The organism is Nigerium massiliense (assembly GCF_000826085.1).
Classification (GTDB): domain Bacteria; phylum Actinomycetota; class Actinomycetes; order Propionibacteriales; family Propionibacteriaceae; genus Propioniciclava; species Propioniciclava massiliense.
Map to the genome: position 1 here is coordinate 223,947 of NZ_CCYM01000003.1, position 26,924 is coordinate 250,870.

General features: G+C 70.8%; 23 protein-coding genes and 1 pseudogene. 15 read left to right on the forward strand and 9 right to left on the reverse strand.

The annotated features are described in order from the left end of the window. The first annotated feature begins 75 nt into the window (after window positions 1–75). Complete coding sequence (locus tag BN1187_RS07395) at window positions 76–678, forward strand: sortase family protein (RefSeq protein WP_147675090.1); 603 nt, start codon at window positions 76–78, stop codon at window positions 676–678. Between the two features lie 94 nt (window positions 679–772). On the opposite strand, the gene BN1187_RS07400 is transcribed toward BN1187_RS07395, so the two are convergent. Together BN1187_RS07400 and BN1187_RS07405 are read right to left on the reverse strand one after the other, a co-directional pair. Further along, window positions 773–2,971, reverse strand: a complete 2,199-nt coding sequence (locus BN1187_RS07400; protein ID WP_235750633.1) for a YhgE/Pip domain-containing protein — start codon at window positions 2,969–2,971, stop codon at window positions 773–775. Further along, entirely contained in the window at window positions 2,968–3,963 is a 996-nt protein-coding gene (locus tag BN1187_RS07405; protein WP_082034591.1) for an ATP-binding cassette domain-containing protein, read from the reverse strand. Before BN1187_RS07405 ends, BN1187_RS07400 begins: the two co-directional genes overlap by 4 nt. 116 nt (window positions 3,964–4,079) lie before the next feature. On the opposite strand from BN1187_RS07405, the gene BN1187_RS07415 reads away from it, so the two are divergent. Together BN1187_RS07415 and BN1187_RS07420 are read left to right on the forward strand one after the other, a co-directional pair. Further along, window positions 4,080–4,697 (forward strand): TetR/AcrR family transcriptional regulator, encoded by a 618-nt coding sequence (locus BN1187_RS07415; RefSeq protein WP_052462480.1) that lies wholly within the window; start codon window positions 4,080–4,082, stop codon window positions 4,695–4,697. A 22-nt stretch (window positions 4,698–4,719) separates the two neighbouring features. Further along, window positions 4,720–6,093: a replication-associated recombination protein A gene (locus BN1187_RS07420; protein WP_040160557.1), complete on the forward strand. Its 1,374-nt coding sequence runs from the start codon at window positions 4,720–4,722 to the stop codon at window positions 6,091–6,093. Window positions 6,094–6,102: 9 nt separating this feature from the next. Here the strand turns inward: BN1187_RS07420 and BN1187_RS07425 are convergent, their stop codons facing one another. From BN1187_RS07425 to BN1187_RS07440, 4 genes are read right to left on the reverse strand one after another with little or no spacing between them, the layout of a single operon-like run. Next, entirely contained in the window at window positions 6,103–7,428 is a 1,326-nt protein-coding gene (locus BN1187_RS07425; protein ID WP_040160559.1) for a toxic anion resistance protein, read from the reverse strand. 25 nt (window positions 7,429–7,453) lie between these two features. After that, window positions 7,454–8,593, reverse strand: coding sequence for a hypothetical protein (locus BN1187_RS07430; protein ID WP_040160561.1), 1,140 nt, complete (start codon window positions 8,591–8,593; stop codon window positions 7,454–7,456). Continuing rightward, window positions 8,590–9,210 carry a hypothetical protein gene (locus BN1187_RS07435; protein WP_040160564.1) on the reverse strand — a complete coding sequence of 207 codons (621 nt, stop codon included), beginning with the start codon at window positions 9,208–9,210 and terminating at the stop codon, window positions 8,590–8,592. The genes BN1187_RS07430 and BN1187_RS07435 overlap by 4 nt, the downstream gene beginning before the upstream one ends. Further along, entirely contained in the window at window positions 9,207–10,847 is a 1,641-nt protein-coding gene (locus BN1187_RS07440) for a vWA domain-containing protein (RefSeq protein WP_235750634.1), read from the reverse strand. The genes BN1187_RS07435 and BN1187_RS07440 overlap by 4 nt, the downstream gene beginning before the upstream one ends. Window positions 10,848–11,013: 166 nt before the next feature. Here BN1187_RS07440 and BN1187_RS07445 point away from each other — a divergent pair, with 166 nt between their 5' ends. From BN1187_RS07445 to nusB, 10 genes are all read left to right on the forward strand, one after another. Further along, window positions 11,014–11,403, forward strand: a complete 390-nt coding sequence (locus BN1187_RS07445) for a DUF948 domain-containing protein (RefSeq protein WP_261795327.1) — start codon at window positions 11,014–11,016, stop codon at window positions 11,401–11,403. Beyond that, the gene (locus BN1187_RS07450; RefSeq protein ID WP_040160567.1) at window positions 11,403–11,654 is read left to right on the forward strand and encodes a DUF6167 family protein; all 252 of its coding nucleotides are present in this window, start codon (window positions 11,403–11,405) and stop codon (window positions 11,652–11,654) included. The genes BN1187_RS07445 and BN1187_RS07450 overlap by 1 nt, the downstream gene beginning before the upstream one ends. Before the next feature lie 70 nt (window positions 11,655–11,724). Beyond that, entirely contained in the window at window positions 11,725–14,406 is a 2,682-nt protein-coding gene (gene alaS / locus BN1187_RS07455; RefSeq protein WP_040162603.1) for an alanine--tRNA ligase, read from the forward strand. Then, complete coding sequence (gene ruvX, locus BN1187_RS07460) at window positions 14,403–14,894, forward strand: Holliday junction resolvase RuvX (protein WP_040160569.1); 492 nt, start codon at window positions 14,403–14,405, stop codon at window positions 14,892–14,894. The genes alaS and ruvX overlap by 4 nt, the downstream gene beginning before the upstream one ends. Next, window positions 14,881–16,059, forward strand: coding sequence for an endolytic transglycosylase MltG (gene mltG, locus BN1187_RS07465; RefSeq protein ID WP_052462481.1), 1,179 nt, complete (start codon window positions 14,881–14,883; stop codon window positions 16,057–16,059). The genes ruvX and mltG overlap by 14 nt, the downstream gene beginning before the upstream one ends. A gap of 61 nt (window positions 16,060–16,120) precedes the next feature. After that, on the forward strand, window positions 16,121–17,308 hold the full coding sequence (gene aroC / locus BN1187_RS07470) for a chorismate synthase (RefSeq protein WP_040160571.1): 1,188 nt from the start codon (window positions 16,121–16,123) through the stop codon (window positions 17,306–17,308). An 11-nt stretch (window positions 17,309–17,319) separates the two neighbouring features. Next, the gene (gene aroB / locus BN1187_RS07475; RefSeq protein WP_040160573.1) at window positions 17,320–18,396 is read left to right on the forward strand and encodes a 3-dehydroquinate synthase; all 1,077 of its coding nucleotides are present in this window, start codon (window positions 17,320–17,322) and stop codon (window positions 18,394–18,396) included. Between the two features lie 3 nt (window positions 18,397–18,399). Further along, window positions 18,400–19,089 carry an FMN-binding negative transcriptional regulator gene (locus BN1187_RS07480; protein WP_052462482.1) on the forward strand — a complete coding sequence of 230 codons (690 nt, stop codon included), beginning with the start codon at window positions 18,400–18,402 and terminating at the stop codon, window positions 19,087–19,089. A gap of 41 nt (window positions 19,090–19,130) precedes the next feature. Continuing rightward, window positions 19,131–19,688 carry an elongation factor P gene (gene efp / locus BN1187_RS07485; RefSeq protein ID WP_072042014.1) on the forward strand — a complete coding sequence of 186 codons (558 nt, stop codon included), beginning with the start codon at window positions 19,131–19,133 and terminating at the stop codon, window positions 19,686–19,688. 2 nt (window positions 19,689–19,690) lie between these two features. After that, window positions 19,691–20,221, forward strand: coding sequence for a transcription antitermination factor NusB (nusB, locus tag BN1187_RS07490; RefSeq protein ID WP_072042015.1), 531 nt, complete (start codon window positions 19,691–19,693; stop codon window positions 20,219–20,221). A 118-nt stretch (window positions 20,222–20,339) separates the two neighbouring features. Here the strand turns inward: nusB and BN1187_RS15095 are convergent, their stop codons facing one another. The 3 genes and pseudogenes from BN1187_RS15095 to BN1187_RS07505 form a co-directional block, all read right to left on the reverse strand. Beyond that, window positions 20,340–20,543 (reverse strand): ferritin family protein, encoded by a 204-nt coding sequence (locus tag BN1187_RS15095; protein WP_082034593.1) that lies wholly within the window; start codon window positions 20,541–20,543, stop codon window positions 20,340–20,342. Window positions 20,544–20,695: 152 nt separating this feature from the next. Then, window positions 20,696–21,124 (reverse strand): annotated as a pseudogene (locus BN1187_RS15100) (HAMP domain-containing protein); the annotation flags it as partial. 448 nt (window positions 21,125–21,572) lie between these two features. Further along, a complete protein-coding gene (locus tag BN1187_RS07505; protein WP_040160577.1) occupies window positions 21,573–22,247 on the reverse strand; it encodes a response regulator transcription factor in 675 nt (224 codons plus the stop codon). A 194-nt stretch (window positions 22,248–22,441) separates the two neighbouring features. Between BN1187_RS07505 and carA the strand changes: the two genes are divergently transcribed. Both carA and carB read left to right on the forward strand, forming a co-directional pair. Continuing rightward, window positions 22,442–23,599, forward strand: coding sequence for a glutamine-hydrolyzing carbamoyl-phosphate synthase small subunit (gene carA, locus BN1187_RS07510; protein ID WP_040160580.1), 1,158 nt, complete (start codon window positions 22,442–22,444; stop codon window positions 23,597–23,599). Next, complete coding sequence (gene carB / locus BN1187_RS07515; protein WP_040160583.1) at window positions 23,599–26,922, forward strand: carbamoyl-phosphate synthase large subunit; 3,324 nt, start codon at window positions 23,599–23,601, stop codon at window positions 26,920–26,922. Before carA ends, carB begins: the two co-directional genes overlap by 1 nt. The last annotated feature ends 2 nt before the right edge of the window (window positions 26,923–26,924 follow it).

Here is a 26,924-nt window from a genome sequence, read left to right on the forward strand (position 1 = left end):
GGGCGTCCGCTCCTGATCTGGGGGAGCGCCTTGGCCCTGACGGGTGCGCTCGCCTGGGGGACCAGCCCCCATCTCGTGGCCCAGCCGGGTCACATCGCCGAATCGGCGATCGTCCGGAGCGCCGGGGACGGCGCGTCCTCCGCGCTGCACGGCGGCTCAGCGGGGGCGTCCTCGGGCGGGCCGGCCGACTTCCCGTCGGAGGCTCCGGCGGGGTCGCCCACCCGTCTTCTCGTCCGTCACGATGATCGGGTCATCGTCGACATGCCGATGCACTCCGCCCGCTACGACGCGAGCGGAGACCTCTCCTCTGCGTGCGGCTCCGTCGCGTGGAACGCGGAGCCCGGATGGCCCGAGCCGGGCGCTTCGAGCCCCTACTACGCGTTGATGAGCGGGCACGTGCGGTGCGGGCGCGAGCTGTACACGCTCGATGCTCTCCGCGACGTGGTGCCCGGGGACACCATGACCGTGGCGTACTCCTCCGGGGAGGAGGCCGAGTTCCGCGCCCTCCAAGGCGCCGAGACGATCGCGAAGGCGGAACTCAACGCAGACCCCGCGCGTTACCGCGGGGACGTGCCGGACAGCGTCGTCCGGCTCTCGACCTGCGACCCTGAGTCGGCGCCGCGCCCCGACGGACACCTGTCCCAGAACATCTGGACCCTCTGGCGGCGGGTGGGCTGAGGAGCCCGTCCCCGGGCATGGCCCCGACGCACCCGGCCCTCCTACCGAGCGAGAGGGTGGCGTCCTGTTCTGGACGCCAAACCCTCCTGCACACTCAGCGGGGACGCACCGAGAATGCGTAGTCGGCCGTCGAGTTCGATGTGACCATCGGCGGGTGCAGGTCGCGCATCCTCAGCTTCTTGCGCCGGTGGACGAGGACCATGGTCAGGGCCAGCGAAACCGCGGCGACGCCGGCGAGCACCGTCATCGAGCCCCAGAAGATCGAAAGGTTGCCGCCCGAGATCGACACGCGGAAAGCATCCACCGAATACTTCAGCGGGGAGACGATCGCCAGGTTCTGGTACACCGGCGGCAGCAGGCCCACGGGGAACGTTCCACCACAGGTCGGCAGCTGCAGGATCAGGAACACGAGGTACAGAGCTGTCTGCGGCGAACCGAAGATCAGGCGCAACAGATAGGCCGGGGCCATGAAGGCGAGCGCGGTGACGATGATCTGGCCGATGAACAGAACCGGGTGGACCGGGTTCAGCCCCAGGGCCAGCCAGACGCCGAAGCCCATGATGAGGCCGCCGACGATGGCGACGGTCGCGATCGGGCCGAATCCCATGAGCGTCGTGCGCGGCGTGCTGGAACGTCCGGTCATGGCACGTCCGGAGATCGTGCGCACCACCAGGAACGTGGAGACGCCGGCGATCCACAGGGCGATCGAGAAGAACATCGGCGCCAGCCCCCGTCCGTAGTAGGTGGCGGGGTTGTCGACGACCTGATCGATCTGGACCGGCTGCGACATGATCTCAGACAGGTTGTCGCGCTGATTCTCGCTCAGGCCCGGGATCTGCTGCGCGCCGTCTGCCAGTCCGGTCGACAGCTCGTGGGCGCCGGACGCCAGTTGCGGCATGGCGGTGTCCAGCCGGCCGAGTCCGTCCGAGAGTTGTTGGACGCCGCTGAGCGCGTTCCCACCCTCCTTCAACAGGGTCCGCCCGGCACTCGTCAGGTTGCCCTCCGCGGCGCTCAGGTCGGACATCGCCCCGTCCGCCGTGTTCAGCGCGGCATTGATGTCGTCGAGCCCGGAGGAGAGCTTCGCGAACGTGTCACGCGCCTTGCCCGTGGCTGTCTGGAGTCGGTTGCCGGCGCCGGCGAGGTCTTTGGCGTTGAGGTTCAGGTTGAGGCCGCCGGAGAGTTTGGCCGCGGCGGCCAGGTTGGTCGCCACCGAGGTGGTCGAATCGGACCCGGCCTGGAGCTCCTTGCTGAGGGCGACATAGCTCGCGTCGTCTGCGAGTTCCGGGTGGGCGGCGAGCAGCTCCGAGAGCTTCTGGCCGCTGGCGTTCCAGTGCCGCGAGATCGCGACGACTGAGTCGCCGTTGGGGTTCTGCAGCGTGGCGTGGATCGCGACGAGATCCTTCGCGTCCTTCTGCAGTGTCGGCAGCTTGTCCTTGATGAAGGCGAGGATCGCGTCGGACGCCGACGTGATGTTCTGCAGGTCGTTCAGGGCGGCCTGGGAGGCCGACATGATCTTGGACGTGCCCCGGCGGGCCCGCGCCGAGGCCGCCATCAGCTGCTGGGTGGCCTTGTCCGCGCTGTCCAGCCCGGCGGAGAGCTGATCGGTCGCACCCTTGATCCCCGCGGACGACCTCAAGGCGTCAGCGACCCGGGTGTTCATCGTGTGGACGCCGTCCCGCGCCTGCGCGAGGCCGTCGTCCAACTGCTTGCTGCCATCGGACGCCTCGGTGAGGCTGTCCTTGATGGTCCCGAGATCGGTGAACAGCGTCTTGAAGTAGGTGCGCGAGACCGACTCGTCGAGGCTCTTGGTGAGCGCGGCGTCGGCGTTACCGGTCAGCAGCCCGATGATGAAGCCGTTGGCGTCATCGCGGTGCAGGACCAAGGACGCGCGTGTCGCCTCGTAGGTCGAGGCGCTCGTGATCTTGGCCGAGAAGTCCTCGGGGACCACGATCACGGCGTAGTACTTGCCGTCCGCCAAGCCCGCGTTCGCGGCCCTCTCGTTCTCCCCGAGGAACTTCCAGCCCAAGGTGGGGTTCTCCCGGAGCGCGTCCTCGAAGTCGCGGCCTCCCGAGACCACCTCCCCGTTCACCTTGACGGGCTTGTCGTGGTTGACGACGGCGATGGGGACGCGGTCCAGGTGGTTGTAGAGATCCCAGTTCGCGTGCAGGTAGATGCCGCCGTACAGCAGCGGAATGATCAGGATGAACAGGAGTGCCAGGCGCGAGCGGCCCTTGAAACGCCTGAACTCGAACTGGAGCAGGCGGCCAACGGGCACGAAGAGGTCGTTCTTCACGAGATCACCTCGGGTGAGTTGTCGGGCTCCGGCGGAGCGGCGATTACTTGAACGGCGTCGAGAGGCTCGCCCGCCGGGGGCATGGGCGACTCGAGATGCAGGTGGACGCTGCTGGGCAGCGTTTCGTCGTTGTCCACCACCGAGGCGATGACCACGGCGTCGTCCAGCCGAGCGAGTTCGGCGAGGAGCTCGAACAGGCGGTGCTGCTGGCTGTGGGGGACCATCGTGTCGGCGTCGTCGATGATGACGACGGCCGCGGGCCTGATCATGGCCAGTGCCACCGAGATGACGGCACGCTCGACCGGCTGCAACTGTTCGAGCTCGATCGCTCGGTTGACGCGGTAGCCGAGCGCCTCCTCCATCCGGCGCACCCGCTCCTCGCCCTGGGCACGCGGATAGCCGTCGATGAAGCAGCGTTCGATGATCGACTCGTCCAGCGTCAACCGGTCCTCGGGCTGGACGTAGTCGCCCAACCGCGCCACGGACGTCTGCTGGATCACGGCGTAGGGCTCCGCGGAAGCATCGATCCCGTTGATGATGAGTTCCCCGGTGGCCGACTTGAAGCGCCCCGCCAGGCTCAACAGGAGCGAGGACTTGCCTGAGCCCTGTTCCCCGCTGATGGTGCACAGCTGCCCGGGGTAGAGGTCCAGGTCCACCGGCTTGAAGATTCGTCCGCGCTTGGTCGAAGCGGTGAGACCCCGAGCCCGCAGCAGCGGGAGGGGCCCGTGGGGCTCGTCCCCGGGCGGGGCCTGCTCGTCGTCCGGGACGTCATGGTCCGGCGGCTGAGCGTCGTCCGGGAGGTCAGGGCCCGGCGCCGGCGCGTCGTCCGGGGCCACACGGTCCGGCGCCGGCGCCGAATCGAGCGAATGCTGAGGAACGTGGGTCTGCTCGAGGGGTTGGCTCGGGGCGCCCTCCTCGGTGACACGGTGCGGTGAGGCGTCCGGCGCGGCGGACGCCGGTTCACTCGTGGAGTCTTTGGGTGCTTGCCTCATGTCGGTGCCTCGCTCGGGTGCAAATGCAGTCTCCAACCATAATGACTGACCGGTCAGTTCACAAACTGGGGCCCTGGCTGTAGTGTGAGACTACCGCTGAACAGGAGGGATGCCTCATGGCCCATCGACAGGGCGCGTCCGATGGCCGTTCGAATCGTGCGCAGGTCACCCGAGCCAAGATCGTGTCGGCGGCCACCCACCTGTTCGGGACGCGCGGGGTGTCGGCCTCCTCCATGGACGACATCGCCGCCGCTGCGGGGATCGCCAAGGGCAGCATCTACAACAGCTTCGGGTCGAAGGACGAGCTGGTGGCGCAACTGATCCGGGAGGAGAACGCAGCCCTGGACGAGCGCCTCCGCGAGGACGCCCGCGACCGGTCCGGGGCTGCTGAGCGGCGCGCCATCGTCGCTGGGTTGCTGCAGGCGATCGCCGAGATGCCGGACACCACCCGCTTCATCGTGAGCGAGCTGTTCCGCACGAGTCGGGACTGGGCGGACGCGACCCAGGACTGGCGTGCCGTCACGGCCGGGCCCCTGGAGCGGTCGCTGCGCACCGAGTTTCCCCACCTCGACGCTGAACAGGCCTCGGTGCAGGCCGCGGGGATCCTCGGCGCCACCCTGGTGGCGGCGCTCGACTGGTTGGTGAACCACCCCGAGCGCTCCTACGAGACCGTGCTCACGGGCATCCTGACGGTGACGGGGTTGACGGCGGCGCCCCGGTCCGAGCCGGCCTGAGCGCGCGAGAGGGTTCGAGAACGTGACGGATCTCTTCGGGAACCCGGATCCCGACCAGCGGCCGGCTCCGGCGAGCGGGGGGTCGCTCGCGGGGGCCGACCACGCGAACGTGCCCCTGGCGGTGCGGCTGCGGCCGCGCACCCTGGACGAGGTCGTGGGCCAGCAGCACCTGCTCGGGCCGGGCTCGCCGCTGCGCCGCCTGGCCGAGGGACAGCCCATGTCGGTGTTCCTGTGGGGCCCGCCCGGGGTGGGCAAGACCACGCTCGCGTCCGTCGTCTCGCACGCGACCAACCGTCGGTTCGTCGAGCTGTCCGGGGTGACCGCCGGTGTCAAGGAGGTGCGTGCCGAGCTGGCCACGGCCAAGGCCGAACTGGCCCGCGGTCGCGGCACCGTCCTGTTCGTCGACGAGGTGCACCGGTTCAACAAGGCGCAGCAGGACGTCCTGCTGCCCGCCGTCGAGAACCGGCTGGTCACCCTGATCGCCGCCACGACCGAGAACCCCAGCTTCTCGGTCATCTCTCCGCTGTTGTCGCGTTCGCTGTTGCTGACCCTCAAGCCGCTCACGGACGCCGACATCGACACGCTGCTGGACCGCGGGCTCACGGACGAGCGCGGCGTCCGCACCCCGGAGGGTGGCTCGTTCACCCTCGACCCGGACGCCCGCGCCACCTTGGTCCGCCTCGCGGGCGGGGACGCCCGCCGGAGCCTCACCTACCTGGAGGAGGCCGCGGCGTCCGCCACCGCGCTGGGCAGCGACACGATCACGCCGGAGGCCGTCGAGCTGGCCGTCGACCGGGCCGCCCTGCGCTACGACCGCGACGGCGACCAGCACTACGACGTCATCAGCGCGTTCATCAAGTCGATCCGCGGCTCCGACGTGGACGCCGGCCTGCACTACCTGGCCCGCATGCTGGAGGGCGGGGAGGACCCCCGCTTCATCGCGCGCCGCCTCATCATCCTGGCCAGTGAGGACATCGGCATGGCCGCTCCGTCCGTGCTGCAGACCTGCGTCGCCGCGGCGCAGGCGGTCCAGCTGATCGGCATGCCCGAGGGCCGCCTCGTGCTGGCCCAGGCGGTGGTGGCGTGCGCGACGGCGCCGAAGTCGAACGCGTCCTACCTGGCCATCAACGCCGCCCAGGCCGACATCGCGGCCGGCAAGGGCGGGCCGGTGCCCGCCCACCTGCGCGACGCCCACTACGCGGGCGCCGAGAAGCTCGGGCACGGCCAGGGCTACCAGTACGCGCACGACGCTCCCCACGCGGTCGCCGCCCAGCAGTACCTGCCGGACGACCTCGCCGACGCCCGGTACTACGAGCCGACGCAGCACGGCTACGAGGCGCAGGTCACCGAGCGCGTCCGGGCCATCCGCCAACTGCTGGGGCGGCCGGACGCCTGAGGCGGTCACTCAGCCGCGGGCGACGCGCTCCTCGACCGCCGGCGCCATCTCGAGCACTGCCTCCGGCAGCTCGGGTGCGGGCGGAAGGGCCACCGGCTTCTCCGCGCGTCCGACGAGCTCCACGACCGTCGAGCTCAGCCGCTGCTGGGTCTGCGCCATCGAGGAGGCGGCCGTGGTGATGGCCGCGACGACCTCCCCGCGGGCCTGCTCGCCGTAGCGCAGGGCCTCCTCGATGCCGGTGGCCTGGGCGTCCAGGGACGTCGCCACCTCGAGGATGGTCTCCGGCTTCAGCGTCGGGGTCTGGATGGTCCGGGCGATCTCCGGCACCGCCGCCCCGGACGCCCGCGCGTAAGCCTGCAGCACCTCGTTGGCCCCGTCCGACACGGCCTGCTGCATCTGGGCGGCCTGCTGCGCTTGGAGCATGAGGCCCCACTGGGCGATCGTCAGCTTCATCGTCGGGATGGTGAGGTTGACCAGCAGCGCGAGGCGCTGGCCCAGGCCGAAGTGCAGGGCGCGGGTGTTGCGGATCTGCGGGGAGGTCGACCACGCGACGAACAGGCGCTGCTGGAACTCGTTGACCCGCACCTCCATCGCCGAGGCGAACTCGGTGATCCGGGAGACCTGCTCCTGCTTCTCGCGGGCCTGCGGGTCGCTCGGGTCGATGACGATCGCGTGGGCGTTCTCCACGGCCATGTCGCGGACGCACTCCATCACGGCGATGGTGCCGATCAGCTGCGAGATGGCGGCCTCGTTCGCCTTGTACAGCTCATCGCACAGCACGACGTTGCGCTTCAACTCGCGCTGCTTCACGGACAGCTGGCCGGCGATGCGGTCGAGCTGCTGCTCGATGGAGCGCGCCTCCTCGAACAGCATCTCCAGCAGGTCGCGTCCGCGTTGGAACACGCCCTTCACGGCGTCCATGAACCGGTCGAACGCCTCGCGCACCTGGGGGACGGTCGGGTCGTACTTCGAGCGGAAGGACCGCATCCGGTCGTTGATCTCATGCATGATCGAGGTCAGCTCCGGGATCTCCACCGGCCCGATCTCGGAGAAGATCCGGTTCACCTGCGCGTTCACGCCGTCCAGGGCTTGGTCGCCGAACGTGGCCATGAGGTCGGTGTTGGCGAGCATCTTGGGGTAGAGCTGCGCGGCGGCGGCCCCTGCCTGCTCGGCCTGGGTGGGGGTGAGCATCTTCAGGCAGGACAGCTCGCCCACCTCGTTGCCGGGCAGGGCCCGTTGCGTCTGGAGCGCGTCGCCGACGCTGCTCTCGGCCGCGCCTACGGCGGCCGGGGCGCCCCCGGTGATCGCGCCGAAGTCGATCGCCATCTCGGTCATGTCTTCTCCTGGTGGGTCGGGGTGGTCAGGAACACTGCGAACGGTCGTTCAGGCAGTCGATGAGGGCCAGGGTCACCTCGCCGCTCGGCGGCGGGATGACCCGGACCTTCGGCAGCAGCGGCAGGTCCGGGAAGCGGCTGACGTCGTTGAGGTCGGCGTTGCGGGCCGATCGGAAGCCGTAGCCCTCCCAGGCGCGCTTCTGGATCTCCTCGTCGTTGAGCGCGTCGATGAGGCGGTACGCATTGCTGTTGAGCGCGATCACGGGGTGGTCGGAGTAGATGGTCGGGTCGGGGTACAGGACGCGGACCTGGTCGACGATCGTCCGCGAGGCCCCGGAGCTGACCACCTGCTGGATGATCTGGTTCTCGTAGCCAGCGTAGAGCGGCGCCGAGAACTCGCCCCCTTGGGTGAGCCACTGCCGGAACCCGTTGTCGGACGAGGACGCCTGCAGGCCCTGGGCGTCGTAGATCTGGCGCATCCGGGGGAGCGCGGCCTGCGCCTGCTCCAGCGACGGCGGCCGGGTCACGTCCTGGGTCGCGAGGACGGTCAGCTCGAGCTGGCTGAGCGTGAACCCGGAGTTGGAGCGCGCGGGGTCGGTGCTGGAGATGTTCACGGGGCCGCGCAGTTCGGACGCGCCGAGCCCCTCCCAGGTCGCGCCCTTGTCGACGTGGTCCAACAGGAGCGACTTCACGTTGAGCAGGTCGTGGCGGCCGTCCCGCTTCTCGACCAGGGCCGCCTTCTCCAGGGCCGCGGTGCCGTTCACGCCGGCGTAGACCACCAGCGGCGACTGCAGTGCGGTGTCGCTGCGGGCCTCGGGGAACGCGCCGGCGTGCCGGGTCTGGAACACCCCGAGCGCGGACGCCGACGAGGGCCACAGGCAGTCGAAGCCGCGCGAGCGGATCTCCTCGGTCGGGAGCAGCACCTGGTCGTAGCTGCCCATCGAGCGGGTCTCCAAGGTGATGCCGTAGCGCTCCGACAACAGTCGCTTCACCTCCGGGTCGGCGACGAGGGGGTTCTTCTCCGACCCGATGGCGCAGGTCAGGGTGATCGGGTTATGGCGCAGCGGTTGGGGCCGGTTGCCGATCCAGGCGACGGCCGCGCCTCCGCCGACCAGGGCCAGGAGCAGGAGGAGCAGCCCGACGATGAACCGCGTACGACTGTTCATTGGTCACCTCCGAAGGTGGGGATGGACGGGGGAGCGACGGTGTCGAGGTTGGCGCGGTAGTCGGCGATCCCCCCGGAGTTGATGAGTTGGATGGACTTGAGGGTGAACTCCTTGAAGCGGCGGACGGCGGCCTCGCCGTCGGTCAGGAGTTCGTGCGCGCCGGGGTAGAAGGTCGGCTGCGCCTCGATCTCCGCGTAGCGGGTGACGACCCCGTGGAGGCTCTGCAGGTGCCCGTTCAGCCGCGCCGAGGTCGAGTACAGGCTGGTCGGGGCCTCCTCGCGAGTCCGGCGGACCAGTTCGGGCACCTGCTTGGCGATCTGGGCGACGTCCGCGCGCACCGTCGGGGAGCGGATGGTGCGCGCCGCGCTGGACACCGCGTCGAGGGTGGTGCCGACCTGCCGCGCCATGGCCTCGGCGTCGTCGTGGTAGGCGTCGTCGGTGATCTGGGCCGGGGTCCGCCCCAGCATCACCCACACGCCGGTCGCCGCGGCCGCGGCCAGCACTGCCGGCAGGGCGAGCTGGACGACGGGGCCGGCGCTCGCCAGTGCGACGTAGAACACCAGGAAGACGACCGTCGCCGTCGCCAACGCCAGGGGGTTCGCCCACCGTCGGATCATCGGTACCCCGCCGCCACGCGGAGGGCCGCGACGAGGTCGTCGCTCTTCACGAACGCGCCGCCGGTGGTCTTCGCAACCTCTTGCATCTGCTCCGGATCCGCGTCGCCGAACGCGATCGCGACGACGGGGATGCCGGCACGCCTCGTGTTCTCGACCGCTTCGCGGGAGCCGCCGGTGGTCGAGCGGCCGTCGGTCATCAGGACGATGAGCCGCTTGCGCTGGTCGGCCTGCAGGTCGCGGGTGGCGGCGTCCAGACAGCCGTACATGTTCGTGCCGCCGCCCGGTCGGTACTGGTCGACCTGCTGTTGGAACCGCTTCAGACCGGCCGGGTCGTTGCCGTCGAGGACGAGGGGACCGGCGGCGGTGTCGGTGTTGAAGATGGTCAGGGTGGTGCGGTCCTGCGGGCCGGTCTGCAGCAGGTTCAGCGCGGCACGGTCCGGGTCGAACAGCTCGGCGGCCGCCGCCTTCACCCCGTCCCAGCCAGCCCCGGACATGGATCCGGACCCGTCCAGGCAGTAGGCGACGTTCGCCGGCTGGCGGTAGCGCACGTGGTAGTCGTCGAGCGCCTTCTGGATGACCGGCGCGGCCGGGAACGTGATGGCCTGCGCGCGCACGTCCGTCCGGATGCCCCAGGCCGGGTTGAAGACGTTCTGGTCGGGGTTGTCCATCGACAGGCCCACGGAGTCGGCGGGGCGGCGTCCCAGGCCGGCGAGGGCGCGCTTGGCGCCGTCGTCGTGCAGCAGGTACTGCTGCAGCTCGGTGAAGATGGTGCGCCGGGTGGCGTTCTCGGCGTCCGCGCGGGGGAAGTACCCCAGGGGCGCATCGCTGATGGCGAGGGCCCCCTGGGGGTAGACCACGGTCAGGGGCTCGCGGCCCGCCGCGACGAGTTCGAGGTTCTTCTCGATGACGAGGTCCTCGTAGGTGAACAGGGTCTTGCACGTGGCGGGGCCCGCCTCGAGGCACTCGTTCATCATCGTGCCGGTCGAGGGCGGTGTGCGGTCCATGGCCCGGACGAAGCGCGAGATGCCGTCCGCCACCTGGGGCGAGGCGAGCTGCTCCATCGTGAGCGCCTGGCCGGGGCCGTTGCCGGCGAACCAGTTCAGGAACGCGAAGTACATCGTCGCGCCCGAGTTCGACTGGGTCGGGTTGGTCGCCCACACGGTGGTCCGGCCGCCCTCCACGGCGTCCAGGACCTGCTCGACCGACACGTCCGACGCGGGGCCGAATCCCAGGCGCTGCATCTCGGACGCCCAGCCGGCGTAGACGATCGGGGTCAGGAACATCGGCTGGACGTCCGTCAGGCGGCCATCGGTGTTGCCCAACTGGGCGAAGACCGAGGACGCGAACCAGTAGGCGTCGTAGCGGTCGCTGCCGCCGGCCGAGAGGATGCGCGACTGGTCGACCGACCCCTTCAGTTCGTAGGCGCAGGAGTAACCCTTCTCCCGGCACCACGGCAGCACGATCTCCTCCAGCACCGACTGGTGCTCGCTGCCCGCGACGATGCGCAGCGTGCGGCCGGGGGCCGCCTCCATCGGCGACGAGGACGATCCGGGGGCGGGGGCGTCGGACGTGCAGCCGGCGACGCTCAGCACGACGGCCACCAGCAGGGCCACGAGCCGGAAGGGGTGGACTCTCACAAAGCTCAAGATACGCAGGACCACCCCCTCAGGCCTCGCCTGTTCACCGAGCGTTCACCTGGGTGGCCGACTCGTCGCATGCACTCAGCCCACGGGACCATGCACCGCTGTTGAGCCGGGACCGGATAGTCTCGCGTGCATAAGTGTCGGAGAGATCGCCGGGCTGATCGCGGCCATCGCGTTCGTGCTGCTCGTCGGCATGTGCGCGATCCCGCTGTTCAAGATGGGCAAGGTCCTCGACGAGCTCGCCGCGGTCGTGCGGGACGTCGGCACCGGCACCACCCCGATCCTCGACGAGCTCAAGGGCACCGTCGAGGTCACGAACGCCGAGATCGCGCGCCTCGGGGACGTGACCGCGGAGGTCGAGAAGGTGACCGCCGACGTCGCGAAGGTCAGCGGGCACGCCTCGCAGGCGGCCGGCAATGCGGCGGCCCTGTCCAAGGTCATGACCGCCGCGGTCGGACGCCCCCTGGTCGCGGTGGCGTCCACGTCGCACGCGCTGCGGACCGCCATCGCCTCCAAGGTGGACGGCAACCGCCGGACGGAGGAGCTGTGATGCGCCGCGGGTTCTGGTTCCTGGCCGGGGCCGCGGCGTCCGCCTACGTCACGGTGAAGGGCCAGCGGCTCTACCGCCGGCTCACGCCGGCGGGCATGAGCGAGCAGATCGAGAGCGAGGTCGGCAGGCGCCGCGTCCAGGCCACCGACTGGGTGACCGACTTCGCCGACACCTACCGGCGGGCCCACGCCGCCAAGAAGTCCGAGCTGACCGCCCTGCTCGTCCAGGACGAGCGCCGTGAGCTGACCTGACGGCGCGTCCGGGCCGGGCGGTAGGATGGCCGTCGGTTTTGCCCGCACCATCGACCCGAAGGACGCCACCATGCAGACTGCGGAGATCCGTCGCCGTTTCCTCGACCACTTCGTCGCGGCCGGCCACACCTTGGTGCCGTCGGCCTCGCTGGTCTACAACGACCCCACGCTGCTGTTCGTGAACGCGGGCATGGTGCCCTTCAAGCCGTACTTCACCGGCGACGAGGCTGCCCCGTATCACCGCGCCGTCAGCTGTCAGAAATGCGTCCGGACGCTCGACATCGACGAGGTCGGCAAGACGACCCGGCACGGGACGTTCTTCCAGATGCTCGGCAACTTCTCCTTCGGCGACTACTTCAAGGAAGGCGCGATCAGGTTCGCGTGGGAGCTGGTCACCGGTTCCGTGGACGAGGGGGGCTTCGGCTTCGACCCCGACACGGTCTGGGTGACCGTGCTCGGCCCCGGCCACCACCCCGACTACCCCGAGGGCGACGAGGAAGCCGCGCGGCTGTGGCGTGAGGTCGGCATCCCCGACGAGCGCATCCAGCGCCGCAACCTCAAGGACAACTACTGGAACATGGGCGTCCCGGGCCCGGGCGGACCCTGCTCGGAGATCTACGTCGACCGCGGCCCCGGGTTCGGCTCCGACGGCGGCCCGGTCGTCGACGAGGACCGCTTCCTCGAGATCTGGAACCTGGTCTTCCAGACCGAGGATCTCTCGGCCGTCCGAGCCAAGGACGACTTCGACATCTCCGCGCCGCTGCCCAGCAAGAACATCGACACCGGCGCCGGCCTGGAGCGCATCGCGTTCCTGCTGCAGGGCAGGAACAACATGTACGAGATCGACGAGATCGAGCCGGTGCTGCTGCGCGCGGCCGAGCTCGCCGGCAAGCGCTACGGCGACGACCCCGAGGACGACGTCCGCATGCGCGTGGTCGCCGATCACGTCCGCAGCTCGCTGATGCTGATGACGGACGGCGTCACGCCCGGCAACGAGGCGCGCGGGTACGTCCTGCGCCGCCTGCTGCGCCGCGTCATCCGCGCGATGCGACTGCTCGGCGTGGACGGCCGCGTCCTGCCCGAGCTGCTGCCCGTCAGCCGCGACCTGATGAGCGAGTCCTACCCCGAGGTGCTGAGCCAGTGGGAGCGCGTCTCCACCGTCGCCTACGCCGAGGAGGACGCCTTCCGGCGCACCCTGAACTCCGGCACGCAGATCTTCGAGTCCGCGGTGGGACGCGCGAAGGCCGCGCACGAGACGACGCTCGCCGGCGCCGAGGCGTTCCAGCTGCACGACACGTACGGCTTCCCGATCGACCTCACGCTCGAGATGGCGGCCGAGCAAGGCCTCGAGGTCGACCGCGAGGGCTTCAAGCGCCTCATGGCCGAGCAGAAGGACCGCGCGAAGGCCGACGCGCGCGCGAAGAAGGGCGGCGCCGCCAGCACCGAGGCCTACCGCACCCTGCGCGCCGAGGGCGAGACCCCGTTCCTCGGCTACACCGAGCTGACCGCCGACTCCACAGTGCGCGGCATCGTCCGCGACGGGCAGGTCGTCCCGAGCGCGCAGCCGGGCGACGTCGTCGAGATCGTCCTCGACAAGACGCCGTTCTACGCCGAGTCCGGCGGCCAGGACGCCGACCAGGGCGAGATCACCGGCGACGGAGTCACGTTGGACGTCCTCGACGTGCAGCGCCCCGTCCCCGGCCTGATCGTGCACAAGGTGCAGGTAACCGACGGCGAGCTCGGCACGGGAGAGACGCTGACCGCGCGGGTGAACCCGCAGACCCGGTTCGGCGGCAGCCAGGCGCACACGGCGACCCACGTGATCCACAAGGTGCTGCGCACCGTGCTCGGCCCGACGGCGGTGCAGGCCGGCTCGTTCAACAAGCCCGGCTACCTGCGCTTCGACTTCAACAGCTCGGTCGGCCTCTCGCACGACATGCGCCAGGAGGTCGAGGGGCTCAGCAACGAGGCCATCCGCGCCGACTACGAGGTCACCGAGCGGCACATGCCGCTGGCCGAGGCCAAGGCGATGGGCGCGATGGCGATGTTCGGCGAGAAGTACCCCGAGATCGTCCGCATGGTCGAGGTCGGCGGGCCGTGGAGCCGCGAGCTGTGCGGCGGCACCCACGTCCGCTCCAGCGGCCAGATCGGCATGCTCGACCTGCTGGGGGAGGCGTCCGTCGGCTCCGGCGTCCGCCGCGTCGAGGCGCTGGTCAGCACCGACGCCTTCGATCACCTCGCCCGCGAGCGCGCGCTGGTGATGACGCTGTCGGACCTGCTGAAGGTGCAGCCCGACCAGCTCGAGGATCGGGTCCAGCGCATGATCGGCCAGCTGAAGGCCGCCGAGAAGGAGATCGCCGACTACAAGGGGCGCGAGCTGCTGTCCCGCGTGGGCGAGCTGGCCGCGTCCGCGAGCCCGGCCGGCGCGGTCAGCCTCGTCGCGCAGCACGTCCCGGGCGTCGCCGGCGGCGACCTACGCACCCTCGGCATGGAGGTCCGCCAGGCGCTGGCGTCCCAGCCGGCCGTGGTCGCGCTGGTCGGCGGCACCGACGCCAAGCCCGTCGTCACCGTCCTCACCAACGAGGCGGCCCGTGCCGCCGGCGCGAAGGCGGGCGAGCTCGTCGGCGTCGCCGCGCAGCAACTCGGAGGACGCGGCGGCGGCAAGGACGACATCGCCCAGGGCGGCGGCTCCGACGCGGCCAAGGCCCCCGAGGCGCTGGCCGCCGTCCGGCAGGCGCTGGCGGGCGCATGAGCGAGTTCCGCACCGGCGCGCGCCTGGCCCTCGACTGGGGTCAGGCGCGCATCGGCGTCGCCGCTTGTGACCCACGCGGGACCCTCGCCTATCCTGTGGAGACAATTGCAAACGTCGGCGACGAGCGGGCTATCGCGAAGCGGCTGGCCGAACTCGTCGCCGAGTACGAACCGATCGAGATCGTGATGGGGCTTCCCCGGCACCTCAAGGGGGCCGAAGGTGCCTCGGCCGCCAAGATCCGGGAGCGGGCACAGTGGCTCACCCGGCAGTTCCCCTCGATCGGGGTGCGGCTGATCGACGAGCGGCTGACGACGGTGATGGCGACGCGGCAGCTCCACGACGTCGGCCGGGGCAGCAGGAAACAGCGTGCGATCATCGATCAGGCGGCCGCCGTCGCGATCCTCGACCACGCGCTGACGGTCGAACGCAACGTAGGCGAACCCGGTGGCGAACTCATCCTGGAAGGAACCCAGCATGGCGGGGCATAGGTACAAGGACCGCGACACGCTGCGCGATCCCGAAACCGGGGAGTGGGACGTCAAGGAGGTCCGGCGCCGCGCGAAGGGCTGGATCGCCGTCCTCATCGCCTTCGGCGTCTTCGCCGTGGCCGGGATCTTCGTCGTCACCAAGATCAGCGGCGTCTGGGCCGATTTCCGCAGCGCGGGCGACTACACCGGCACAGGCGTGGCGCCGGTGGAGGTGACCATCCCGAAGGGCGCCAGCGTCGCCCAGATCGGCCGCGTCCTGGCGGAGGCCCGCGTCGTCAAGGAGGCCAAGAGCTTCCAGCAGGCGGCCCAGATGCGCCCGGACGACGCGAAGAAGCTCCAGGCGGGCCGGTACAAGCTGAAGACGGAGCTCCCGGCCGCCACCGCCCTCGACATGATGCTCGATCCGGCCAACTCCGTACGCTCGCAGATGCAGCTGCGCGAGGGTCTCTCCATCAAGGACCAGCTGCCGGTGATGGCCAAGGCGTCCGGCGTCCCGCTGGCCGACCTGCAGAAGACGGTCAAGGAGGGTTCGCCGGCCGAGCTCGGCGTCCCCGATTGGTCGAGACCGGGCCGGGGCGCGTCCGACTTCGAGGGGTTCCTCTACCCGGACACCTACGAGGTGCCCGACAGCCCGACGGCCGAGTCGGTGATCTCGACGACGACGTCCGAGTTCAACACCGTCGCCAAGCAGCTCGACTTCCAGGCCAAGGCGGCCCAGACGCCGGTGAAGGACCCCTACAAGGTGCTCATCGTCGCCAGCCTCATCGAGCGCGAGGTGCACCGGGACGCCGACCGCGCCAAGGTCGCCCGCGTCCTGTACAACCGCCTCGACAAGGGGATGCGCCTGCAGCTCGACTCCACCGTCCACTACGCCACCGGCAAGACCGACACCGTCTGGACGACGAAGGCCGAGCGCCGCACGAAGAGTCCCTACAACACCTACCTCCACACCGGGCTGCCCCCGGGCCCCGTCACGTCGCCGTCGAAGAGGGCGATGGAGGCCGCGCTGAACCCCGAGGCGGGCGACTGGCTCTACTTCGTCGTGGTCAACATGGACACCGGCGAGAACGCCTTCGCCACCACCAACGCCGAGCACAACGCCAACCGGCAGAAGCTGCAGCAGTGGTGCGCGGCGTCCGACGCCAACCGCAAGAAGTGCGCGTGATCCCCGTCCCGACTACGGGACGAGGCGCGCGCCGCGCGGCGGCTCTGCGACACTGGACGGCATGCTTCGCTATCTGACCGCAGGGGAGTCCCACGGCCGCGCGCTGGTCGCCACCATCGAGGGGCTGCCGGCGCACGTGCGCGTGGCCACGGACGACATCGGTGAGTCGCTGGCCCGGCGGCGGCTCGGCGTCGGACGCGGGGCGCGGATGAAGTTCGAGGCGGACGAGGTCACGCTGCTCGCCGGCATCCGGCACGGCGAGACGCTAGGCTCGCCGGTCGCGATCATGGTGGGCAACACCGAGTGGCCGAAGTGGGAGCAGGTCATGGCGCCCGACGCCGTCGACGACGACGTCCTGGCGGAGCTTGCGCGTAACGCCCCGCTGACACGGCCGCGTCCCGGGCACGCCGACCTGGCCGGCATGGCCAAGTATGACTGGGACGAGGCCCGCCCGATCCTGGAGCGCGCCTCCGCCCGCGAGACCGCCGCGCGGGTCGCCCTCGGCCGGGTGTGCGCGAATTTCCTGGAGCAGGCCTTCGGCATCCGCATCGTCAGCCACGTCGTCGAGCTCGGCACCGTCAAGGCGGCGCCGGGCACGCAGCCCGGCCCCGACGACCTCGCCGCCGTGGACGCCGACCCGGTGCGCTGCTTCGACCCGGACGCGTCGGCACGCATGCTGGACGAGATCGCCGCGGCCAAGTCCGACGGCGACACCCTCGGCGGCGTCGTCGAAGTCATCGCCTACGGCGTCCCGGTGGGCATCGGCAGCCACAGCGCGGGCGACCGCCGCCTGGACGGCAAGCTCGCCGGCGCGCTGATGGGCATCCAGGCGTTCAAGGGCGTCGAGGTCGGCGACGGCTTCGAGCTGGCCCGCACCCGAGGCTCGCGGGCGCACGACGAGATCGTCCCCGGCGCCGACGGCATCGGCCGGCTGTCGAACCGCTCCGGCGGCACCGAGGGCGGCATGAGCAACGGCCAGCCGCTCCGCGTCCGGGCGGCGATGAAGCCCATCGCGACCGTGCCGCGCGCGCTGCGCACCGTCGACGTCGCCACCGGCGAGCCCGCCACCGCGCATCACCAGCGCTCCGACGTGTGCGCCGTGCCGGCCGCGGGCGTCGTCGCGGAGGCGATGGTCGCTTTGGTGCTGGCCGAGTTGACGCTGGAGAAGTTCGGCGGCGACTCCCTCGACGAGGTGCGCCGCAACCACGCCGCCTACCTGGCCCGGCTGGCCGAGCGCGGCCTCGCCTGAGGAGCCCGGTCATGAGCACCATCGCCGTCCACGCGGAGCGCCCCTACGACGTCGTCGTCGGGCGTGGCGTCTCGGCCACGCTCGGCGACCACCTCGGGGCCGCCGAGCGCGTCGCCCTCCTCCACCCCGCCGTCCTGGCCGATCGGGCCCGGGCGCTCGCCGCGCAGCTCGGCCGCCGCACGACCCTGATCGAGGTGCCGGACGCCGAGGGCGCCAAGACCGCGGGCGTCCTCGAGCAGTGCTGGGGGCGGCTCGCCGAGGCCGGCTTCACCCGCTCGGACGCCGTCGTCGGCCTCGGCGGGGGAGCGACCACCGATCTGGCCGGCTTCGTCGCCGCCACCTGGCTGCGCGGCGTGGCCTACGTCGCCGTGCCCAGCACCGTGTTGGGCATGGTGGACGCCGCCGTCGGCGGCAAGACAGGCATCAACGTCCCGGCCGGCAAGAACCTCGTCGGCGCGTTCCACGAGCCCGGCGCCGTGCTGTGCGACCTCGACCTGCTCGACACCCTGCCGGCCCGCGACCTCGCCGCCGGACTCGCCGAGGTCGTCAAGGCCGGCTTCATCGCCGACCCGCGCATCCTGGACGTCGTCGAGGCCGGTCCTCAGGCGGTCCTCGACCCCCGCTCGGACGCGCTCGTCGAGGTGGTCGACCGGGCGATCCGGGTGAAGTCCGCCGTGGTGTCGGCCGATCTGCGCGAGACGACGTCCGTCGGCAAGGACATCGGCCGCGAGGTCCTCAACTACGGCCACACGCTCGGCCACGCGATCGAGCGTCACGAGCGCTACCGCTGGCGTCACGGCGACGCCGTCGGCGTCGGCATGGTGTTCGCCGCCGAGCTGTCCGCCGCCCTCGGCCGCCTGGACGCCGCCGTCGTCGCCCGGCACCGCGACGTGCTGGCCTCGCTTGGCCTGCCGACGACGTACTCCAGCGGCGCGTGGGACGACCTGCGCGCGGCGATGAGCCTGGACAAGAAGACCCGGGGTTCGGTGCTGCGGTTCGTGGTGCTGGACGCCGTCGCCGACCCCGGCATCGCGCTCGCCCCGCCCGAGGACGCGCTGCGCGACGCGTTCGCCCGGATCGAGGGCTGAGCCGTGTACGTCCCGCGCCACTTCTCGATGACGACCGAGCAGGCCGTCGAACTGCTGACCGCCGCCGAGACCGCCGAGCTCGTCACCGCGCACCCCGACGGGCCGGCCGCGACCCTGTTGCCCGTGCTGCACCGCCCGGACGGCGACGGGCTGGGCTCGCTGCTGTTCCACGTGACCCGCACCAACGACGTGTGGCAGCGTCCGCACCTGGGCGATGCGCTGGCGATCTGCTCCGGCCCGGACGCCTACGTCGCCCCGCCCTGGCTCGCGTCCTACGCCGACAACCCCGGCGTCCCCACCTGGAACTACGTCACCGTGCACGCCTACGGCGACCTGATCGTCCACGACGACGCCGACTGGACGGCACGGGTCGTCCGCGAGGTCTCCGCCCGGCACGGCTTCGACACCGCGCTCGTGGACGCCGACGGCTTCGCCCGCATGCTGCGCGCCATCGTGGGGCTCGAGCTGCGGCTCACCCGCGTCGTAGGCAAGGCCAAGCTGTCGCAGAACAAGGCTCCCGCCGACGTCGAGGGCATCGCGGCGGGCCTGCGCGCGACGGGCGACGCGGACGCCGCTCGGGTGGCCGAGGCCATGGACGAGGTTGCTCTGCCGCACGCGGTCGAGCGCTACCGGTTGCTCGGCGAGCTGCGGGAGGGGCGGCCCGGTTTTCCGGGGCAGGACAAGTCTCGCTAGACTTGCCCGCTGGAGCAGATTCCCCGGCGAAAGGCATAACCGTGGCTTCCACGAACGATCTGAAGAACGGCATGGTCCTCGACCTCGACGGCCAGCTGTGGCAGGTGCTGTGGTTCCAGCATCACAAGCCGGGCAAGGGCAACACCGTCGTGCGCACCAAGCTCAAGCACGTCCTGACGGGCAAGGTCGTCGACAAGACCTTCAACTCCGACACCAAGGTCGACACCGCGACCGTCGACCGTCGCGAGATGCAGTACCTCTACCACGACGGCTCGGCGTTCGTCTTCATGGACACCGCGACCTTCGACCAGCTGCCGATCCCGGACGAGACCGTCGGCGACGCCAAGGACTACCTGCTGGAGAACCAGCTCGCCACCGTCGCGCTGCACGAGGGCACCCCCCTCTACATCGACCTGCCGGCCTCGGTCGAGCTGGAGATCACCTACACCGAGCCCGGTCTGCAGGGCGACCGCAGCACCGGCGGCACCAAGCCGGCGACGCTCGAGACGGGCAAGCAGATCAACGTCCCGCTGTTCCTCACGACGGGCGAGCGGGTCAAGGTCGACACCCGCGACGGCAGCTACCTCGGTCGGGTCTGAGGGTGGCCGACCAGCGTCACCACTACGGCACCCGCACGAAAGCGCGCAAGCGCGCCCTCGACATCCTGTTCGAGGCCGACCTGCGCGACGACGAGGCCATCGGCACCCTGGCCGCGCGGGTGGCCGCCGGCGAGCCGCCCGTGCGCCCGTTCACGTCCGAGATCGTGGAGGGCGTCGCCGCCGACCGCGAGGAGATCGACCGCATCATCGCGGAGAGCCTCTCGGCCGGCTGGTCGCTGGAGCGGATGCCGCGCGTGGACCGCAACCTCGCCCGGATCGCTGTGTACGAGATGTTCTTCACCGACCTGGCGCCCGAGATCGCCGTCAACGAGGCCGTCGGGCTGGCGCGCGAGCTGTCCACCGACGACTCGCCGTCCTTCCTGAACGGCGTCCTCGGCAAGGCCCTCGCCACGCTGCGCGAGACCTACCCGCTCGGCGGCCGGAGAACCGGCGACGGTCCCGAGGAGGACGACGCGGCCGACGACCCCGAGGCGGGCGACGACTGGGACGACCCTGTCCAGCCCGCCCCCTGACGGCGGCCCGCGGCGACGCACCCGCATCGCCGCTCCGCGGTGGCCACGAACCACGACGGCCCGGCCCCCTTGCGAGGAGCCGGGCCGTCGGCCGTCCGCGATCAGCGGGGCGGGACGCTCACTTGACGTGCCGGAGAGCCGCCTTGAAGTGCTTGAGGTGGGACACCTCGTCCGAGGCGATGTCGCGGAACACCGCGGCGGTCACCTTGTCGCGGTCCTTCGTGGCCTGCCGGGCGTAGGAGGAGTACATCCGGATGTTGTGGCGCTCGCCCTTGATGGCGTCGCGGAGATCCTTCTTGACCGACCCGACGAGGCCGACCATGTTGGCCTCCTCGGAGTAGTGCTCGCGGAACTCGAACGTGGAGGTCTTCGCGAACAGCTCGGCGACCTTCGGGTAGCCGTCCTTGCGGGCCTGCTTGGCGAAGTTGGCGTACTTGACAGGTCGCTCACGGGGGCGTTCAGGGTGTCGACCTGCCGGACGAGGCGTCCGGTCTCGATGCCCTGGAACCGCTCGAGGGACTCGGCCCCCATGCGCAGCACGGAAAGAGGCGTCCGTAATTCGTGCGACGCGGACGAGACGAAGCGGCGCTCGCGGTCCCGGCTCTCCTCGACGCGGTCGAGCATCGCGTCGAACGACGCGCTGACGGCGACCACCTCGCTGGCGCCCTCGCGCACCGAGGAACGCTGCGTCAGGTCGCCCGCGGCGACGTCGGCGGCGACGTCCGCGACCCGGCGCAGCGGACGGGTGAGCCGGTGGGCGAGGAGGGCCAGCAGCCCGGCGGCGAGCAGCGACAGGGGCACGCCGGTGCCGAGCGCGATCCAGCGCAGCGAGCCGCGCATGCGGGAGACGGGCAGCAGGGAGTCCGCGATCCGTAAGGTGCCCAGGCGGCGGTCGCCGTCCATCACGGGCACCGACAGCACGCGAAGCTCCTCGCCCGTGCCCAGCGTCGCGACCGAAAAGCCGTCGGGCGCCCGGAGGAGCCAGGGGCGATCGCCCTGGGCGGGGGCCGGCGCAGCCTCGCGGGCCCGCGCCTCCAGGTCGGGGTGGTTGGCGACCAGCCCGGCGTCGCCGCACTGGATCAGCTGCAACTGGCTGGCCGGGTGGTCCCGCTGCTGTCCCAGCCACGTGGTCGCGGCCCGGCAGAGCGCCGCGGGATCGGACACGCGGATGCCCGCGCGGTAACGACCCCACTCGCGGGCCTGGGTGTCGAGGTCGGCGTCCAACAGCGCGACGAGGCGCTGGTCGGTGGCCTGGGTGACCAAGGCGAGGGCCGCCAGCGGCGTGAGCAGGCCGAGGAGCGCGGCGACGACGACAGCTGGACCCACAACGAGTGCGTCCGCCTCACCCGGCTCACCCGTCGCTCCGGAACCGGTAGCCGGCGTGACGCAGCGTTTCGATGGGGTCGGCGAGGCCGGGGCGCGTGAGCTTGCGGCGCAGGTAGCCGACGTAGACGTCCACGACCTTCGTGTCCGTGTCGTAGCCGGGGCCCCACACCCCGTCGAGCAGCTGACCGCGGCTGAGCACCTGTCCGGGGTGGCGCATCAGGTGCACGAGCAGGCTGTACTCCCGCGCGGTGAGGTCGGAGGAGACGTCCGCGCGCACGACCTCGCGGGTGCGCAGGTCGACCACCGTCGGCCCGACGCGCGGCTCCGCGGCGGTGGGCTGCCCCGGGGCCCGCAGCCGCGACCGGACGCGGGCGAGGAACTCGTCCAGGGAGAAGGGCTTGGTGAGGTAGTCGTCCGCCCCGAGGTCGAGCGCCCGGACGCGGTCGTCCACGAGCGCGCGGGCGCTGACGACGAGCACGGGCAGGGACGGCGAGCCCCGCCGGAGGTGGCGCAGCACCTCCAGGCCGTCCTGGTCGGGCAGCCCCAGGTCGAGGACGAGCAGGTCCGGGGCGTCGAAGTCGAGCGAGCGGACGGCGTCCGCGGCCGTTCCGGCCCGCACGATCTGATGACCCTCGCCCTCGAGGGGGTAGGCCATCGTCTGGGCGAGTTGGGGCTCGTCCTCGACGACCAAGATTCTCATCGTGCCCTCCGGATCGCCCCTCGCCCCCGCACCGCCGTCAGTCCAGGAGCGCGGCGGCAGCGCCGGGTTCACCCCCTTCGGTGAGCCCCGCGCCGCGGGGTGAACGCTCGCCGGGCAACGACGGTCCCGCTGGTAGGCTCAGATCGTTTGACCGGCGCCCGTATTCCCCGCGCGGCGGGCCAGGAAGGATCACCATGAACTCACCTCAACCCGTCCCTGCGCTGCTCGTCCTCGAGGACGGCCGAACCTTCCGCGGGGAGTCGTTCGGCGCCCCGGGCGAGGCGTTCGGGGAGGCCGTCTTCGCGACCGGCATGACGGGTTACGAGGAGACGCTCACCGATCCCAGCTACCGCCGCCAGGTCGTCATCGCGACGGCCCCGCAGATCGGCAACACCGGCTGGAACGACGAGGACGACGAGTCCCGGCGGATCTGGGTGGCCGGCTTCGTGGTGCGCGAGGCGTCCCGCATCAGCTCGAACTGGCGAGCCAAGCGCGACCTGGGCGACGAGCTGAAGGCTCAGGGCGTCGTCGGCGTCACCGGCGTCGACACGCGTGCGCTCACCCGGCACCTGCGCGAGCGCGGCGCCATGCGGGTGGGCCTGTCCACGGTGGAGACCGACCCCGACAAGCTGCGCGAACGCGTCCTGCAGCAGCCGGCGATGGCCGGGGCGAATCTCGTGGACGAGGTCACCGTCGCCGAGCCCGTCGTCGTTCCCGCCCAGGGTGAGAAGCGCTTCACGGTCGCCGCGATCGATCTCGGCATCAAGGAGATGACGCCGGAGCTGTTGTCCCGGCGCGGCATCGAGGTGCACGTGCTGCCCGCCGGCTCGACGATCGACGACATCACGGCGCTGGGCCCCGACGGAGTGTTCTTCTCCAACGGCCCGGGCGACCCGGCCACCGCCGACGACGCGGTCGCGCTGCTCACGGACGTGCTGGACGCCGACCTGCCGTACTTCGGCATCTGCTTCGGCAACCAGATCTTCGGCCGCACGCTCGGCTTCGGCACGTTCAAGCTGAAGTACGGACACCGCGGCATCAACCAGCCGGTGATGGACCTGGCCACGCGCCGGGTCGAGATCACCGCGCACAACCACGGCTTCGCCGTCGACGCGCCCCTGGGGGAGACCACCACCACCCGCTGGGGCGACGTCCGGGTCAGCCACGTCTGCCTCAACGACGACGTCGTGGAGGGCTTGGAGCTCACCCGCGACGGCGCGGTGGCGGGTTTCTCCGTCCAGTACCACCCCGAAGCGGCGGCAGGCCCGCACGATTCGGCTTACCTGTTCGATCGCTTCTGCGCCGTGATGACCGCTCACCAGGACGGCCACAGCGCCGGAAAGGACGCCTGATGCCCCGCCGTACCGATATCTCCTCGATCCTCGTCATCGGGTCGGGGCCCATCGTCATCGGCCAGGCCTGCGAGTTCGACTACTCCGGCACCCAGGCGTGCCGCGTGCTGCGCGAGGAGGGCTTCCGCGTCGTCCTCGTGAACAGCAACCCGGCCACGATCATGACCGACCCCGAGTTCGCCGACGCGACCTACATCGAGCCGATCACCCCGGAGTTCGTCGAGCGGGTCATCGCCAAGGAACGACCCGACGCCATCCTCGCGACCCTCGGCGGTCAGACCGCGCTGAACGCGGCCGTCGCGCTGCACGACAACGGCGTCCTGGAGCGGTACGGCGTGGAGATGATCGGCGCCAACTTCGAGGCCATCCACAAGGGCGAGGACCGGGAGCGCTTCAAGGAGATCGTCGCCGGGCTGGACGTCCCGGGCGCCCGTCCCGAGTCTGCTCGTTCGGTGATCTGCCACACCCTCGACGAGATCATGGACGCCGTGGGTGACCTCGGCTACCCGATCGTGCTGCGCCCGTCCTTCACGATGGGCGGCGTCGGCTCGGGCATCGCCTACGACGAGGCCGAACTCCGCGAGATGGCGCAGATCGGCCTGGCGGCCTCCCCGGTGACGGAGGTGCTGGTCGAGGAGTCGATCATCGGGTGGAAGGAGTACGAGCTCGAGGTCATGCGCGACAGGGCGGACAACGTCGTGATCGTGTGCTCCATCGAGAACGTCGATCCCATGGGCGTCCACACCGGCGACTCGATCACCGTCGCGCCCGCGATGACCCTGACCGACCGCGAGTACCAGCAGATGCGTGACGTCGGCATCGCGATCATCCGCGAGGTGGGCGTCGACACCGGCGGCTGCAACATCCAGTTCGCGATCGAGCCCGAGACCGGGCGCATGATCGTGATCGAGATGAACCCGCGGGTCTCGCGCAGCTCGGCGCTGGCGTCCAAGGCGACGGGTTTCCCGATCGCGAAGATCGCGGCGAAGGTCGCGGTGGGCTACACGCTGGACGAGATCCCCAACGACATCACCCGCGAGACCCCGGCGTCCTTCGAGCCGACGCTCGACTACGTGGTGGTGAAGGTGCCGCGCTTCACGTTCGAGAAGTTCCCGACGGCCGACGACACGCTGACCACCCACATGAAGTCGGTCGGCGAGGCCATGGCGATCGGCCGCACGTTCCCCGAAGCGCTCGGCAAGGCGCTGCGCTCCCTGGAGGACCCGCGCGCCCCCTTCGACTTCACCTCGGAGCTGCGGCACTCCCGCGAGGAGTACCTGCGCCAGGCCTCCCGTCCGCACGACCGGCGGCTCAACAAGGTGATGGACGCCATCCGCGCCGGCGCGAGCGTCGCCGACGTCCACGAGGCCACCGGCATCGACCCGTGGTTCTGCGACCAGCTCGTGCAGATCTTCCAGGCGGCCAGGGCGCTGCAAGAGTCCTACAACATGGACCCCGTCCTGCTGCGCCGCGCCAAGAGGATGGGTCTGTCGGACGCGCAGATCGGCACGCTGCGCAACACCAGCGACGAGGTCGTCCGCGGCGTCCGCTGGGCGCTCGGGGTGAACCCGGTCTTCAAGACCGTCGACACCTGCGCGGCCGAGTTCGCCGCCGCGACGCCGTACCACTACTCGACCTACGACGAGGAGGACGAGGTCGCTCGCCGCGAGAAGCCAGCCGTCCTCATCCTCGGCTCCGGTCCCAACCGCATCGGCCAGGGCATCGAGTTCGACTACAGCTGCGTGCACGCCGCGATGACCCTGCGCGAGGCCGGCTACGAGACCGTCATGGTCAACTGCAACCCCGAGACCGTCTCGACCGACTACGACACCTCCGACCGGCTCTACTTCGAGCCGCTGACGCTGGAGGACGTCCTCGAGGTCTACCACGCCGAGTTCGACCACGGGCCGATCGCCGGTGTCATCGTCCAGCTCGGTGGGCAGACCCCGCTCAAGCTGGCCGCGGCGCTGAAGGCCAACGGCGTCCCGATCGTCGGCACGTCGCCCGAGGCCATCGACCTGGCCGAGGAGCGGGGCGCGTTCGGCGACGTGCTGGCCGCCGCCGAGCTGCCCGCGCCGAAGTACGGCATGGCGCAGTCGGCCGAGCAGGCCATCGAGATCGCCAACGGCATCGGCTACCCGGTGCTCGTGCGGCCCTCGTACGTGCTGGGCGGACGCGGCATGGAGATCGTCTACGACGACGAGGCGCTGACCGGCTACATCAACCGGGCCACGTTCATCACGCCCCAGCAGCCGGTGTTGGTCGACCGCTTCCTCGACGACGCGATCGAGATCGACGTGGACGCGCTCTTCGACGGCACCGAGCTGTACCTCGGCGGCGTGATGGAGCACATCGAGGAGGCCGGCATCCACTCCGGCGACTCGGCGTGTTCGCTGCCGCCGATCACGCTGGGCAAGGAGGTCATCGACCGCATCCGCGTCTCGACCGAGGCCATCGCCCGCGGCATCGGCGTGCTGGGCCTGATCAACATCCAGTACGCGCTGCAGGGCGACGTGCTCTACGTGCTCGAGGCGAACCCGCGGGCGTCCCGCACCGTGCCGTTCGTCTCGAAGGCGACCGACACCCAGCTCGCGAAGGCGGCCGCGCGCATCATGCTCGGCCAGTCCATCGCCGCGCTGCGTGGGGACGGCATGCTGCGCCGGCACGGCGACGGGACGACGTCGCTCGACAGCGCCCCGGTCGCGGTCAAGGAGGCCGTGATGCCGTGGAACCGCTTCCGGACGCCCGAGGGCGTCTCGGTCGACTCGCTGCTCGGCCCCGAGATGAAGTCGACGGGCGAGGTGATGGGGCTCGATTCCCTGTTCGGCACCGCCTTCGCCAAGTCCCAGACCGGCAGCTACGGCGGCCTGCCCACCACCGGCACCGCGTTCGTCTCGGTCGCGAACCGGGACAAGCGGCACGCGATCTTCCCGGTGAAGCGGCTGGCCGACCTCGGCTTCCGCATCGCCGCGACCGCCGGCACCGCGCAGGTGCTGCGTAGGCACGGCATCGATGTCACCGTCTACCGCAAGGAGCACCAGGGCCCCGGCGCCGACGGCACCAAGACGGTCGTCCAGGGCATCCTCGACGGCGAGATCGACATCGTCTTCAACACGCCCCAAGGCTCCAGCGCGGAGGGCTCGCCGCGTCGGGACGGCTGGTCGATCCGCTCGGCGGCCATCTACATGGACATCCCGTGCATCACCACGGTGCAGGGCCTGTCGGCGGCCGTCCAGGGCATCGAGGCCGCGAAGAACGGCGAGGTCACCGTCCGCTCGCTGCAGGAGTGGGCCGCCGACGTCCGCGCCGAGCTCGCGGAGTAGCC

Coding starts and splice junctions, on each gene's coding strand:
- BN1187_RS07405 (WP_082034591.1), bottom strand. CDS start 3,963: ATGAGGCAAGCACCCAAAGACTCCACGAGTGAACCGGCGTCCGCCGCG.
- BN1187_RS07415 (WP_052462480.1), top strand. CDS start 4,080: ATGGCCCATCGACAGGGCGCGTCCGATGGCCGTTCGAATCGTGCGCAG.
- BN1187_RS07425 (WP_040160559.1), bottom strand. CDS start 7,428: ATGACCGAGATGGCGATCGACTTCGGCGCGATCACCGGGGGCGCCCCG.
- BN1187_RS07430 (WP_040160561.1), bottom strand. CDS start 8,593: ATGAACAGTCGTACGCGGTTCATCGTCGGGCTGCTCCTCCTGCTCCTG.
- BN1187_RS07435 (WP_040160564.1), bottom strand. CDS start 9,210: ATGATCCGACGGTGGGCGAACCCCCTGGCGTTGGCGACGGCGACGGTC.
- BN1187_RS07450 (WP_040160567.1), top strand. CDS start 11,403: ATGCGCCGCGGGTTCTGGTTCCTGGCCGGGGCCGCGGCGTCCGCCTAC.
- alaS (WP_040162603.1), top strand. CDS start 11,725: ATGCAGACTGCGGAGATCCGTCGCCGTTTCCTCGACCACTTCGTCGCG.
- ruvX (WP_040160569.1), top strand. CDS start 14,403: ATGAGCGAGTTCCGCACCGGCGCGCGCCTGGCCCTCGACTGGGGTCAG.
- mltG (WP_052462481.1), top strand. CDS start 14,881: ATGGCGGGGCATAGGTACAAGGACCGCGACACGCTGCGCGATCCCGAA.
- aroC (WP_040160571.1), top strand. CDS start 16,121: ATGCTTCGCTATCTGACCGCAGGGGAGTCCCACGGCCGCGCGCTGGTC.
- aroB (WP_040160573.1), top strand. CDS start 17,320: ATGAGCACCATCGCCGTCCACGCGGAGCGCCCCTACGACGTCGTCGTC.
- BN1187_RS15095 (WP_082034593.1), bottom strand. CDS start 20,543: ATGGTCGGCCTCGTCGGGTCGGTCAAGAAGGATCTCCGCGACGCCATC.
- BN1187_RS07505 (WP_040160577.1), bottom strand. CDS start 22,247: ATGAGAATCTTGGTCGTCGAGGACGAGCCCCAACTCGCCCAGACGATG.
- carA (WP_040160580.1), top strand. CDS start 22,442: ATGAACTCACCTCAACCCGTCCCTGCGCTGCTCGTCCTCGAGGACGGC.
- carB (WP_040160583.1), top strand. CDS start 23,599: ATGCCCCGCCGTACCGATATCTCCTCGATCCTCGTCATCGGGTCGGGG.